At 66.7% G+C, this 13,639-nt stretch carries 10 protein-coding genes; 2 read left to right on the forward strand and 8 right to left on the reverse strand.

Features of this window, described 5'->3' with window-relative positions; all coding sequences use genetic code 11:
- Positions 1 to 403 precede the first annotated feature (403 nt).
- Positions 404 to 1,765 (reverse strand): DUF4012 domain-containing protein, encoded by a 1,362-nt coding sequence (locus ACIP6W_RS03050; RefSeq protein ID WP_400428213.1) that lies wholly within the window; start codon positions 1,763 to 1,765, stop codon positions 404 to 406.
- Positions 1,766 to 2,319: 554 nt separating this feature from the next.
- On the opposite strand from ACIP6W_RS03050, the gene ACIP6W_RS03055 reads away from it, so the two are divergent.
- Positions 2,320 to 3,636: a hypothetical protein gene (locus ACIP6W_RS03055; protein ID WP_400428216.1), complete on the forward strand. Its 1,317-nt coding sequence runs from the start codon at positions 2,320 to 2,322 to the stop codon at positions 3,634 to 3,636.
- 345 nt (positions 3,637 to 3,981) lie between these two features.
- Here ACIP6W_RS03055 and ACIP6W_RS03060 read toward each other — a convergent pair whose 3' ends face one another.
- The 7 genes from ACIP6W_RS03060 to ACIP6W_RS03090 form a co-directional block, all read right to left on the reverse strand.
- Positions 3,982 to 5,493 carry a lipopolysaccharide biosynthesis protein gene (locus ACIP6W_RS03060; RefSeq protein ID WP_400428218.1) on the reverse strand — a complete coding sequence of 504 codons (1,512 nt, stop codon included), beginning with the start codon at positions 5,491 to 5,493 and terminating at the stop codon, positions 3,982 to 3,984.
- The gene (locus ACIP6W_RS03065; RefSeq protein WP_400428220.1) at positions 5,490 to 6,458 is read right to left on the reverse strand and encodes a glycosyltransferase family 4 protein; all 969 of its coding nucleotides are present in this window, start codon (positions 6,456 to 6,458) and stop codon (positions 5,490 to 5,492) included. The genes ACIP6W_RS03060 and ACIP6W_RS03065 overlap by 4 nt, the downstream gene beginning before the upstream one ends.
- Positions 6,459 to 6,613: 155 nt before the next feature.
- Complete coding sequence (locus tag ACIP6W_RS03070) at positions 6,614 to 7,405, reverse strand: glycosyltransferase (protein WP_400428223.1); 792 nt, start codon at positions 7,403 to 7,405, stop codon at positions 6,614 to 6,616.
- 356 nt (positions 7,406 to 7,761) lie between these two features.
- Positions 7,762 to 8,853 carry a glycosyltransferase gene (locus tag ACIP6W_RS03075; RefSeq protein ID WP_400428225.1) on the reverse strand — a complete coding sequence of 364 codons (1,092 nt, stop codon included), beginning with the start codon at positions 8,851 to 8,853 and terminating at the stop codon, positions 7,762 to 7,764.
- Positions 8,853 to 10,313: a sugar transferase gene (locus ACIP6W_RS03080; RefSeq protein ID WP_400428227.1), complete on the reverse strand. Its 1,461-nt coding sequence runs from the start codon at positions 10,311 to 10,313 to the stop codon at positions 8,853 to 8,855. Before ACIP6W_RS03080 ends, ACIP6W_RS03075 begins: the two co-directional genes overlap by 1 nt.
- Positions 10,310 to 11,254, reverse strand: a complete 945-nt coding sequence (locus ACIP6W_RS03085) for a hypothetical protein (protein ID WP_400428230.1) — start codon at positions 11,252 to 11,254, stop codon at positions 10,310 to 10,312. The genes ACIP6W_RS03080 and ACIP6W_RS03085 overlap by 4 nt, the downstream gene beginning before the upstream one ends.
- Before the next feature lie 13 nt (positions 11,255 to 11,267).
- Positions 11,268 to 12,716, reverse strand: coding sequence for a polysaccharide biosynthesis tyrosine autokinase (locus ACIP6W_RS03090; RefSeq protein WP_209684074.1), 1,449 nt, complete (start codon positions 12,714 to 12,716; stop codon positions 11,268 to 11,270).
- A 153-nt stretch (positions 12,717 to 12,869) separates the two neighbouring features.
- Here ACIP6W_RS03090 and ACIP6W_RS03095 point away from each other — a divergent pair, with 153 nt between their 5' ends.
- Complete coding sequence (locus ACIP6W_RS03095) at positions 12,870 to 13,589, forward strand: CPBP family intramembrane glutamic endopeptidase (RefSeq protein WP_081984608.1); 720 nt, start codon at positions 12,870 to 12,872, stop codon at positions 13,587 to 13,589.
- The last annotated feature ends 50 nt before the right edge of the window (positions 13,590 to 13,639 follow it).

Below are 13,639 nucleotides of genomic sequence, written 5' to 3' on the forward strand. Positions count from 1 at the left end.
CTGACACCCAGAGCCCGTGGCACTCCCCCCAAACGCAAGCCGTGAAGGAGCAAGCGGTCGCTATGGCGAAGTTCCCTCAATCTAGCGGGAATCCTCAGGTTGTTGCCACCTGATCCGAAACTTTTTCGAGATCGAGCCGGGACCGGTGCGCATCAGGGACAGCTCGAGGGTGACTGCGCTCCCAGCGAGGGGAGTGATCGTCGAATCCAAACCCCAGTTCAAGGCCGCTATTGGACAAATTCACACAGCTACTCCGGCCGCTCGTTGTGTACCTGTGACCGGCTGAGCCGCGTGCTCAGGAAAGTTCTGACCCCCCACTCTGGGGACAACATCGACCGCGCTGCACGGCTCGACACGCCGTCGCCTCCGTTCCGTGGACGGGCCGCGGACGTATCGTTCGCGCTCAGCCTGCGGAGACCGGGTCCTTGCACTCGAACTGGAGGGGCTCGACCTTGCCCTGCTTGACGCCGGGCGTCGAGATCGCCTCGACACCGGCGTCTGCGAACTTCGCGTCGCCGAGGTATGCGACGCGGAAGGTCGTGCTCTCCCCCGGCGCGAGCAGCGTCTGCAGCTGCGTGACCGGGTGTCCACCGTCCGTCGCGGTCTGCACGCCGACCTGCTTGCCGTCCTGCGTCGAGCCGAGGTAGATGGCGTTCTCCGGCGCGTAGACGGCGACGAGTGTCTTGATCTTCCCGGGCTCGGTACCGAAAGTGCCACCGCCGGTCACGTAGCGCGGCAGGCTGGTCGCCGCATCGGCTGGCGCGGTGTTCTTCAGGGTGACCTCGATCACGGAAGTCGGACGACCGTCCTGTCGGCAGACCGACGATCCCACCGACACGGTCTTGTCGAGGTAGTAGTCCATCTTGGCGGCCGTGCCGTCGTTCAGGTAGACACCGAACTGCCGGGTCTCGCGAGACGCGGTGGGGAGCTCACCGGCCAGCGGGGTCCCGTCGAGCCGCCGCTGCTCGTCCCCCGACGCGCTCCACAGACGGAGGCGCCCCTCGTCGGTCCCCTGAGTCAGCGCTCCGATGAACTGCTTCGCGTCGAAGTCTCCGCTCGACACCTTGTCGAAGACAGCGCTCGCGGCGGAGGCGAAGAAGACGTCCTGCACCTCGGGATCCGGGTACTTGGCGTAGACGTCGCTCAGCAGCAGCTGCACGGCGTTGTCCGACGTGAGGGTCTCACCGGTTGCGAGCTGCACGGGCCCGGTCGCACGGAGCATGTAGCTCAGCGTCACCGGGTCCATCGCGAGGACGCCGTCGACCTCCTGCCCGAACTTCTGCTTCCACATCTCGCGGGCGAGCTGCGCAGTGACATTGAAGCGGGGCGTGAGGTTGACGTCCTGCATGTACCTGCCGGTGATGTCGCCGTACAGGCTGGTCGTCTCCGGCTCGAGCGGAAGCACCGGCTGCTCGTAGGGACCGAACGACGAACCCGCAGCCTGGTTCTCGAGCTTGATCGACCCGTCCTGCACCTTGAGCAGCGCAACGGCCCCCGGGATACCGCCCCCGGCGCGGAGCTCGGCGTTGTTCTGGAACAGGAGCACGTAGTTGCGCTCGCCGTCGCGAGCGAGCATCGCCGGTGCGAGCTGCACGACGCGATTGGCCGTGTCGACCTGCTTCGACGCGGACTGCGTGGCGTTCCGTAGCTGATTGACCGCGGACGTGACCGGCGAGAGCGTGCCGCTCGTGTCGATCGCCTGAGCGTCGCGGTCGGCCTTGGCAAGCGTCTCAGCCGCCTGCGCGACCGCCGGCTGTGCCTTCACGAGCGGATCAAGGTCGACCTTCCCATCCTTCGGTGCGAAAGAGCCGACCCCAAGCCCACCGACGGCGCCAGCGACGGGACTCGCCGCACCATCGGCCACATCGTCGACGACCACGGCGACCTCGCGCACAGCACGCAGGTTCGTCCCGAAGAACGGGACGTACTCGGCTGCGCCCCAAACAGGGTCGCTGGTGAGTGACCGCGCCGCGGATGCCTCGTCCTCCAGGTGCTTCGCCGTCTGCTGCGCGGCGCTCGTGTCGGCGCCCGTGAGCTGCGACCGCAGGGTACCGACATCGGCGACGGCCCCTTCGAGGTGACCTTTGGCGAGAACGCCGCGTACCCCCACCCATGCTGCAGCGAGGAACAAGAGGAAGACAATCGACAAGACGATCCACAGACCGACACGGGACCTGTTCCCCCGGCGAACTGCAGTGCGTCGCGACTCCGGCAGGTCCGACATGGGTCCATCTTAGTTGAGGCCCACTCGCCGCAGCGCCTCCAAGCTCGATCGCGCTAGCGCTCGTGACAAGAGCTCGACATGCCTAGACTGCCAGTATGACGACAGCGGCACCGACGCGCACCTTGAGTGAAGTTGGTGCGCCCAGGGGCCTCACTCGCTCAACAGTCGATGCCGTTCGAGTCAGGGGAACAGGCATCGCCTTCTGGGCGGCTGTTGCAGCAGTTGTGATCGCATCTCTCCCTGCCGTCCCTGGCGTCGGCGGTGGCGAAGTCCGCCCGATCGATATTTTCGGAATTTTCATGTGGGGCGTCGTTCTTTCGAGCAGTGGCGGGCGCCTCGCGCGAATTCTGATACTCCTCGGCGTCGTGATTGTCAGTACAGGCGTCGCTGCCATCTGGCTGTACCCGAGCAACGTCCTTGCAACCCAGGGGCTACTCACCGTCCGATTCCTGTTTGTCTTCGGAACCTTGGCGGCCGTCTACGTCGCGAGAGTGGAATCCGCCAGGGCGAAGCAGCTGTTGGCAGTCTGCACGATCGCATCGGTGGCCTCCTGTGTCACCTCTATCGCGGGCTACCGAGCCAACTTGCCAGCGACTTACGCACACCAGACGTTCTCTGATGGCACTCGAGGAGGCATGATCCACAGGCTCGGTGGGTGGGTCGGCGAGTCTGGTGCTTATGGAGCCCTTGCAGTCGTGGCAGCTTTTGCGCTTGCTATCAGCATGGCGCGGACAAGGCTTCGAATGGTCGGCTACGCCATCGCCGCAGCGCTACTGCTCGTCAGCTATGCCCTCTCTCTTGCACGCGTTTGCCTGATCGGTGCGGCCGTCCTCGTGGTCTGCATCGTGATTGCGGAACGCCGCCGACCTGCCTTCTGGCTGCTGCTCCTACCGCTTGGCATTCTGACGCTGATCGCTTTGATCTCCTTTGGTGTCATCCCTTCCTTCACGCCGCAGTCGCTGTCGCGTCTCGACCTGGCCAACGGCAACGTGACGTCCGGGCGAGTGGAGCACTGGGAGGGGATTTTCCACGGAATGATCCAGAATGGAGCATGGACTTCAGGCCTGGGCATCCGCGGAGCTGATGCCGTTTTCCATCTGCCCACCGAGAACTTCTTCGTTGCAGCGTTTGCAGACTTCGGGGTAATCCTCGGTACCGTCTACCTGCTCATAGTCGCCAAAATCTGGTTCGATCTCGCTCGTGACGCGGGTCGTATCCCTGACGCCGGCACTCGGGTCATGACGCGCGGCTTGCTCGCCGCAGTGATGCTCCTCTGGATGTTCAATGACGTCACAAGCTACTTCCAAGCGTTTCCACTATTTGCTCTGACGCTCGGGGCAGCACTGTCGCTCGGTTCCCCCGCGGCTACTCCGCTCCGAGGAGCCGTTCAGTCATCCAAATCCTTCGGCTGACACAGCGCGCTCGGCCACGAAGCTGAACTTGGAGCCTCCCGGAGAGGAGGCTCCGCCCGGCGGTCGTTCCACCGCCAGTAGCCAACGCGACTCTCGGGCCTTCAGTGGCACCGCACTACCTCATCTTGCGGGTATCACCGCATACGGGCCACAGAACGACCACTGCCGCCCTTGCGAAATGAGGGCTTCGGCCACCGCCTCGGGCGGGCAATTCATTCGCCAGCGGGCACTCCCCGCTGAGGGCCAGCAATGCGCTCGTGATGAACGCGCATCACAATGAGGCTCGAGCACGTGTCGGTCTGCTCTCGCGATCTGTTGTCACCGACCGCTTCGCCAACGGACGTATCACCGCTTCAGGCGAGAAGCGCCGCGGAAGAAGACGACGCTAAGGACACTACGAATATCTGCTCTGAGGCGCTTGAGTACAAGGACCTCGAGCAGGTAGACCAGCGCAAATGCTCCGACTCCCGAAGCGATGGACATCCACGGGCTCAGTTCGTTCGTCAGACCAACAGCGGAGATGCCGCCCACGAACGGCAACACCAGGGTGGCCAACAGCTCTGCGCTCGTGCCGAACAACTGCCGGCTTGGGGTCTTGGCCTTGTAAGCGAACCAGACGAGCCCTAGGACCCACGAAGTGAGCCCCGACACCGCCTGTCCGACCGCAATGCCCGTGATACCCCACTGAGAGCCGAGCAGAATCGCCCCGATCGTCACCGGAAGTCCCGTGAGATTGGCGTAGAGGCTGATCTTGTTGAGCCCGCGCGATGCCGCGACCCATGAAGTACTGAACGCTGCGACCCGAAAGAGGGCGCCGACCGCGAGGATCTGAATCAGGGGGACTATTGGCGCCCATTCGTTTCCGAGCAGGAGAGCAATGATCGGCGCGACGATAGCGGCGAAGAGCATGATCACCGTCGCTGTCACCACCAGCAAGAGCCGTTGCGCCCGGAGGAGATAGCGGAAGTACTGCTCGTCGTCATCCTGGAAACGCGAGAGTACCGGGTTGGCGAGCTTCCCCGCGGGGACGTTCACCTGGGTGAGAGGCCGGGTCACCAGGGAGTACGCCCGACTGTAGTAACCGACTTCCGTCGGCGAGAACCGGTAGCCCGCGATCAAGGTGTCGATGTTCTCCCCCACGTACACCGCCAGCTGCGCTCCGAGCTGGTGGAATCCGTACGACAGCATCGGCCTGATCCCCTCCGAGCGTCGTGGGAGCATCGGCCACCACCGCGCTAGGCAGAGGGCCAGTGTGAGAGCGATCACGGGGCCCGCCAGTTGCTGGAACACCAGAGCCCAGACACTGTGCGTCAGCGCAGCGATCGTGATGGCGGTCACGGTGCTCATCACCGACGCAAGCGCGTCGATAGCAGCGGTGGCGCGAAGACGCAGTTCGCGGGACAACGATGCGCGGTGCTGCGACGCGAGACCGTTGAGGAGGAAGGAGACCGCGATCGCTTGCGTGATGGGGACGATGTCGGCGTTGTCGTAGACGCCCCCGAGCAATGGAGCGATGAGGTAGACGGCGAGCGCGACAGTCGAACCCAGCGCCGCCGAGGTCCAGAAGAGGTTCGAACGCTGCTGGTTGGAAAGCCGACGCGCCTGAATCGCGGCGTTCGCGAGACCGGCGTCGCGCAAGAGATCACCTGCGCCCGTGGCAGCTGTGACGATACCGATGAGACCGAAGCTGGCGGGCGGCAGGAGGTTGGCGAGCACGAATGTGCCACCGAACGTCACGCAAAGCACGATGACCTGCGCGATCATCGTGAAGCCCGCGCCTCCCCGCGCTGCGCCGGCCACAGCCGAGTGGTCCTCGACGGGAAGACGAGTGGGCTGCTGCCGGATGTCCTTGGTCATTGTCCATCCCGCGATCGGACCGGGGCGCCAGCGATTGCTCTTCGGCAGATCGCCGCGAAACGGTCCGCGACGGCGTCAACCGAGAACTCATCGATACCGCGCTCGCGTGCCGCAGCACCAAGCGTTGCTCGCAGCGCAGGGTCGGCACATTGGCGAAGCGCGCTTGCCAGAGCTTCGACGGAGCCCGGGGCGACTACCAGGCCACCGGAACCCACAGCCCAGCGCAGGGGAGCGAAGTCCGAAACGACGATGGCCCGACCCGCGATCATGGCATCCATGAGCTTGGCGGGGAGTTGCGCTCCGGAGGTTGTGTGACCCCGGAGGCTCGGCACCACGACGATGTCCCCGGTCCGGACCAGTCGTAGTCCTTCCTCGAGCGTCGTGCGTCCGGTCCACTGCTCCCACGCCTTGGCGTCTTCTGGTTCATCATCGGTGACGGTGAGGGTGAAACCTTCCGACGCGAGTCGAGCGACTGCTTCGCGGAGGACATCGACACCCTTGTGCTTCCGGTTCGTTCCGACGAACACCACCTTCCCGCCCCGCGCTGTGTGCGTCGCTCCGGGCCCGGTGTCAGTACGAACGTGACCGACGATGTCACCACCAAATCGTCGCTGGAGCACCGGATTGCTCACCGTGACCGGGAACTTCTTCACCAGACGTTTCATCTGGAACCCCGTGATCAGCTCCCTCGGGCGGGTAACGGCCCTGAAGACGAGTTTGCGAGGATCGTGGAACGGGAACCTCACCTCGATGTCCGGATCGTCCACATCAGCCAAGACAGGTGTGGATGTCACGGCCTGCATTCGAGCCGCGCGACCAAGCGTCTCCGGGAAGGGCTTCACTGCAATCAAGAGGTCAGACTGTCGAGCGAGTTCGAGTGCCCCCTCGTCTGACACGTACGAGCAGGCTTCTGCGAAGGCGCTGCCGACGAGCGGGGACCACACCGGACTGTCGTCGCCGGACACGACCATCGCGGTCCAACCGAGTCGCTGTGCAAGCGACCAGAGCGCGAAGGCTCTTCCCGTGGAGTTGTCCGCGAAGGACCTCGTGATGATCAGGAGGCGTGGCCGGTCGACTGGTTCCGCAGTCAGGCCGTCCGCCCTGCCGCTTGAACGCCCACTCATTGACGACGTCCGATCCGTTGCTGCGCGGCGATGTCTTCTCTGAGCCCGCTCAGCGAGGTGACGAGCTCCTCCGTCGTGCGCTCGTCCGAGAACCGCTCCGCAGATCGGCGCGCCGCCGCACCCATCCGGTCCCTGAGTTCGGAAGATTCAGCGAGACGTCTGAGCGCCCTGGCGAGGGCTCGCGCATCACCCGGCTCGACGACGACGCCGTTCTCACCGTCTGTGATCATCTCGCGCGGCCCTCCACTGTTGGTGACGATGACCGGACGGCCCGCGGCCAGACCCTGGACCACGACCTGCCCGAACGGCTCAGCCACGAGCGAGCAAGAGACCACGACGTCAGACTGACCGAGGAGCGGCGCGACGTCTGCCTGGTGCCCGAGGAACGAGATCGGGAGTTTCTCGGCCAACGCTCGATGTTCGAGTCGCGCTGCGTAGGCCTCGTCCTCGTGGAAGGTCCCTCCAGCGATCACCGCGTTCACCCGGTGTCGGAAACCCTCGTCGACGAGGATTTGCACGGCCTCGACGAGAACGTGCAGTCCTTTCCACTCCACCACCCGGTTGAGGCTGAGGACCGTCAGCGACGTCGCTTCGTGGCTTGGCCTCGCCGGCACCGAGGCATTGACGGTTCCGCTGACCGGGTATGCGACACGACGAGGTTTCTCCAGGAACCTCGACGGAATCGTGGATTCTGTCCAACGGCTGTTGCTGATGAAGCCGTCGAAACGAGGAAGGACGAAGCCGTTCAGCAGGACCCACCGGGCGCGGCTCATCTTGCTGCGGTCCATGTCGACTCGAAGGTAGTAGACGTACCGGACTCCGCGCGGCTTCCGCGTCAGGGCGAGAGCGAGTGCCGAACGTAGGCTGTTGGCAACGACCAGCTCCGCACCGTTCCGGACAGCTTCACGGCGCAGCGCTCCACCGAGGGCCATGAGCCGCCTCAACGGTCCGCCCCTCCCCACGCTGTGGACGCGGTTGCCCGGAACCGTCGAGAAGATACCCGGCTCGTCGAGCAGGAGTACCGAAGTCCCTGCCCCCGCCCGTGACTGCAGGAAGCGGAGGAGGCCGAGTTGGCCCCCGCCGGGCAAGCCGGAATGGTCTACGAAGAGCACTTTCACACGATCGGTCGCGTCGCTCGTGGAGCTCACTTCTCGGACATCCAGTCGCGCAGTCGCGTGATGAAGGCATCCTCGCCGAACGACCGCTCGACCCGTTGCGGCACGTCCCGCATGTCTGTGTCCACGGCGCTCAACAGTGCGGACCCGAGCTCTCCGGGGTCGAGGGAGGCGGACACGACGCCCCCTCGGACGATCTCCACGCTCTCACTGGCGCCGCCGACCGCGTAGGTGACCACGGGAGTACCCGCCGCCATCGCTTCGACCGGCATGATGCCGAAGTCCTCGACCGGGGGGAACAAGAAGACCGACGCACGACGGTAGAGCTCGTGCAGCAAACCGTTGGAGGGTTGATCAATGAACACGACCGGGACCCGAGAGTCGGCGGCCTTCGCCTCTAGCGCTTCCCGCAACGGTCCGCCGCCAGCGAGCACGACCGGGATCCCGGCGGCTGAGCCAGCCTCGATGACGAGATCCAAACGCTTGTAGGGCACGAAGCGGGAAGCGCCGAGCACGAAGTCGGACGGAAGCCCGTCGAGGAGGCGACGCTCCCGCCCGTCGAGGGTGGGTGCGGCACTCCGAATCCCGGTGACGTCGACCGGCGGATAGATGACCGTCGCGTCCTGGTCCCATGTGGAGGCGATCCGCTCCTTGATGTAGTTGCTGTTCGCTGCGTACCGAGCGTTGTCGTCCACCCGACTGCGATCAAGCCGCCGGAAGAAGGGTGCAGACGCTCTCACAACGACGTTCGCCCCGCGCGAGTCTTGCTCCGGTGCCCAGATCGTGCGGGCCGGAGTGTGTGCGTACACGAACTTCGGCGTCTCCCGGTCGACCGGGACATGATGAGCGAAGACGTGCGAACTTGCGAGCACGAAGTCGTAGGGGCTCGTGTCGACGTTGCGCCATGTCGACGACATGAACGGCAGCGCCGCGGCCTTGTTCCGCCGCAGTGGGGTCTTGGACAGCCAGGTCTCGGTGACCTTGTGTCCGCGCAGGCGTTCGGGAGCATCGTTCCAGAGCGTCACGACGTCGGCGTCCGGGAACGCACGCCCCATCGACTCCGCCACGTTCTCGGAACCGCCGTGTTGCGCTATCCACTCGTGAGCGATGAGACCTGCCATCAGTGTGCTTCGTTCCCTGGTGCGACCACGGCACGCACCGTTCTCCAGAGGATGTTGAGATCGCTCGTCACTGACCAGTTCTCCACGTAGTACAAGTCCAACCGGATCGCGTCCTCCCAAGCAAGCGACGACCGGCCGCCCACCTGCCAGAGCCCGCTCATGCCGGGCTTGAGCAGGAGCCGGCGCGCGGCGGCGGCGTCGTACAGTGCGACCTCACCCTCCCGCTGGGGGCGAGGGCCGACCAGGCTCATCGACCCGAACAACACGTTGAAGAGCTGCGGGAACTCGTCGAGCGAGTGCTTGCGCAGGAAGTGCCCGATCGGTGTGATGCGCGGATCGTTGTCGAGCTTGAACAGTGGAGTGTCGCCCTTGCCCTGCGCGGCGAGCAGCGCCTCCAGCTCGGCGTCTGCGTTCACGCGCATCGACCGGAACTTGAGCATGTCGAACGGCTGGCCGTTCAGCCCGATCCGCTCCTGGCGGTACAGCACCGGTCCGGCGCTGGTGAGCTTCACGACGAGCGCCAGGACGATGAGCAGCGGCGAGAGCGCGATGATCAGCCCGGCCGAGCCGACGATGTCGAACGCTCGCTTGGTGAAGAGCGCTGACCCGTCGTACCGGGGCATCTCGACGTGGATGAGCGGCAGACCGGCCACGGGCCGCGTGTGGATACGGGGGCCGTTCACCTCGGTCAGGCTGGGGGCGACGATGAGGTGTTCGCGACCACCCTCGAGTTCCCAGCTGAGCTCCCGGACGGCCTGGGCGCCGAGATCGTCGGAACTCGTGACGGCGACCGTGTCGGCCCCGATGCTGCGCAGCGCGACCACGGCATCCGGGATGCGACCGAGCACGGGCACACCGGTCGCGCCGAGGGGCGAGCCGATCTCGCCGGTCGGCACGCAAGCGCCGACGACGCGGTAGCCCTCCTCGGGGTGGCGGATCAGCTCGCGGGCGATGTGCTCGACCGAGGCGGTCGACCCCACAAGCACCACGTGCGCCGAGAACTTGCCGCCGCGACGCTGCGCGTTGAGCCACTGTCGCCACATCCAACGAGTGAGCAGCAGCACGAGCACGCCGAGCGGGAAGGCGATGAACACGTAGCCGCGCGCGATGTCGAGCTTGAACACGTAGGCGATGATGGCGACGAGCGCGAAGAGGCGGATCGCTGAATCAACGATGCGCCGGTACTCGCCGGCGCCGCTCCCGACGTACCGCGGGTCGCGGGTGTCGTAGACCGCGAGCACCGTGAGCCAGGCGCCGATCAGGACCACCGACACCGCGGTGTAGCCGAGGGCCAGGTCCGCCGGACTTCCCGCGACCTGCCTGCTGTCGAAACCGAACCAGGCGATCTGCACGCCGAAGACGACCCAGACCAGCGCCAACACGTCGGTGATGACGAGCCGACGGGAGTAGGTCGCTTCCCATGCCTCCGGCCGCACCGCTGATCGCTCGACGACGCTCACCACGTCGCCCCGCCGTCCTTCGACACCGCGACGCCGTCGCCCGTCCACATCCAGACGTCCTGCCCGGAGCGGTCGAGCGCGATCGCACCGTCCGTCGCGACCCGGTTGCAACCGATCGGCGTGGTGGTCGTCGCAGGCGTCACACCCGACGCCGGCATCGTCTCGATCTGCACGCCGTCGCACGAGTCGGTCCCGATGCGGGCGAGCGTGTACTCGGTCCCGTTCACCGCGAGGGCACGGACGCCGTCGATCGGCACGGTCACCCACGCACCGGTACCGGTGCGCCACCGCAGCTCGTCAGCGCACGCGACCAGCGTCGTGCTGTCACCCCGGAAGGCGTCGAGCGGGTCCTCGCAGGGCGAGGGCACGACCGCGTCCCCGAGCACCAACCCCTGGTCGGTCACCCCCGCGCCTGCGGCACCGGCGGTCCCGAGCACCCAGGTGGCTCCGTCGTCGGTGCTGGTGCGGACCTCGGTCGCGCACTCGTCGCCGACGCCGACGAGCACGGACAGGCCGTCGGCGGTCGCGCGCAGCGACCCGATGGTCCGCACGTCGTCGCCCAGGGCGACGGGTGACCACTCCTGCCCACCGTCGGTGGTGTGCTCCAGCACCGTCTCGGAGACGTCACAGGTCGTACTGGAGGCTCGCCATGCCTCCAGTCCGTCGACCGCGGACAGCATGTGACGGGTCGACACCCCGTCGGCCGTCGGTTCTGCAGACGCGGTGGCGGACGGTCCCGGCGTCGCCGGCGCTGACGCGCTCGAACCGAACGTCGGCACCGGACCGGCGTCGCCGCGCGCCTCCGGCGCGGTGCGCGCGAGCGCCAGCGCCACCAGGACGACGTCGACGACGACGAGCGCGACGACCACGAGTGCGATCCCGATCAGCGTCGTCCGCGGCAGCTCGCTCCCGAGGCTTCGGATCCCCCGGCGCTGGCTCATCCCCCGACCGCCGTCAGCGGTCCGCGCGGCGGACCACGCCGAGCTTGCCGCGGGTCTTCCCCGACGACTTGGTGGACTTCTGGGGCGGTTCCTCTTCGTCGAGGCCGTACCCGTAGCCGTACCCGTAGCGGCCGTAGCCGTACGCGCCCGGACCCTTGACCGGCATCATCGTGATGACGAAGCCGGCGATCGGTGCGCCGACGTTCTCGAGCGACGCGACCGCGGCGGCGAGCTGGCCCTTGTGGGTCTTGCCGGACGCGACCGCGAGGATGGCACCGGACGCCTTCTTCGACAGGATCGCGGCGTCGGTGACGGGCAGCAGCGGCGGTGCGTCGAAGAGCACGTAGTCGAACTGCTGCTCGAGCGTCTCGATCAGGTCCTGCATGGCCTTCGAGCCGAGGAGCTCCGACGGGTTCGGCGGGATCTGACCGGCGGGCAGCACGACCATGTTGCCGCGGCCCCAGGGCTGCGCGACGTCCTCCAGGCTCGCGCGACCGATGAGCACGTCGGTCAGCCCGGCGGAGCCGTCCACCTCCATGTACTCGCCGACGCGGGGGCGACGGAGGTCGGCGTCGATCAGGATGACCTTGAAGCCGGCGCTGTCCAGCGCGATCGCGAGGTTCGCGACGGTGGTGCTCTTGCCCTCGGACTGCATCGACGACGTCATGACGAACGTGCGCGAGCCCGTGCCGAGGTCGAGGAACTGCAGGTTCGTGCGGAGCGTGCGGAACGACTCGGCGCGCGGGCTGCGCGGGTCGACCTGCACGATGAGCGGTCGCTCGGACGCCTTGTTGTCGTAGGCGATGCCACCGACGACGGGCTTGTCGCTGATCTTCTCGACGTCGGTCTCGACGCGGACGCGGTTGTCGAGCGTCTCGCGCAGCACGGCGATGCCGACGCCGAGCGCCAGACCGACGAGCAGGCCGAGGGCGATGTTGACGGGGACGTTCGGGCTGACGGGCGAGCTCGGCACCTGTGCCTGCTTCACGCGGGTCAGCTTGACGCTGCTCGAGCCGTTCTCGTCGGTGGCCTCGATGTCCTCGACCACGTTGGTCAGGCTCTGCGAGGTCGCGTTCGCGATGTTCGTCGCCTGCACCGGATCGGTGCCGTTGACCGTGATCGAGATGAGGGTCGTGCTCGTCGGCGCCGTCGCCGACACCATCTTCGACAGCTCGTCCGCGTTCATGTCGAGCCCGAGCGACGAGATGACCGGCAGGAGCACGATCGGGGTCGACACCAGGTTCGAGTACGTCAGCACGCGCTGCTGCGTGAAGGTGTTGCCCTGCGCCAGGTCGCTCGCGCTGCCCGACGTCTCCGTCGACACGAACACCTGCGCCTCGGCGGAGTACACCGGCTTCTTCAGCAGGGAGAACCCTGCTGCCGCCGCGACGCCCACCAGGGCGAGCACGAGGATCAGTGCCCAACTCTTCCGCAGCACTGTGATGTAGTCGCGCAGTTCCACGCGGCCCGCCTTCCCCGATCCTGGCCGTTCCTGTGGTCCCGACACAGGTTCCGTGGGCTTGTCCCAGCAGACGGCATACAAATAGTGCCACACCATTGAGCCTCACTCGGCTGTTCTTGCCGATCTGCGTCGGTCGTCCTCTACGCTCGCCCCATGACATCCGAGCCGGAAGTGGCCGCCACCGAGCCCTCGACCGCCCGGCAACGCGACCTCGTCGCCCTGCTGGTCGCCCTCGTCGTGGCGGTCGTGCTCGCCCGGATCGTGAGCAGCCTGACGCTGCGCGGCGCCGTCCCCGGCCCGGTGCTCCAGGTGCTGCTCGGCAACCTCGCGGTGTGGGTGCCGCTCGTGCTCGGCATCGTCTGGGTCCTGCGCCGCTCGGGCCGTGACCTGTTCGGTCGCTTCCGGATCGAGCTCGGCGACCTCGTGTTCGCGCTCGGGGTCGTGATCCTGACGCGGGTGTTCGACGCCGTGCTCGCGCTGTCCTTCACCGGGACGAGCGGCCTGCAGCCCGCGCCGTCGCTCGGGACCCCGGACATCGGGCTGCTGCTCGTGTCGGCGGTCGGCATCGTGCTGGTCAGCCCCGTGCTCGAGGAGCTCTTCTTCCGCGGGCTGTTCCAGCGTCTGCTCGCCGCCGAGCTCACGCCCCGGACGCGCTGGCTGGCCGTGCTCGTGACGGCGTTCCTCTTCGCGCTGTCGCACCTGTTCCTCGGGTCGGCGACGACCTCGCTCGGTGGGGTGCAGGTGTTCCTGACGACCTTCGTGCTCGGGTTGCTCACGGGCACCCTGGTCGCGATGACGAACCGCATCGGTGGTGCGATCGTGGCGCACGTGCTGTTCAACGCGGTGGCGGTCGTCGCGACCTGGCCGCGCTGACCCGGTTCACGGGCCGCCCAGCGCCGTTCGACCTGGCCGCACCGATCCTG

The organism is Curtobacterium sp. NPDC088465, assembly GCF_044753165.1.
Classification (GTDB): Bacteria; Actinomycetota; Actinomycetes; order Actinomycetales; family Microbacteriaceae; genus Curtobacterium.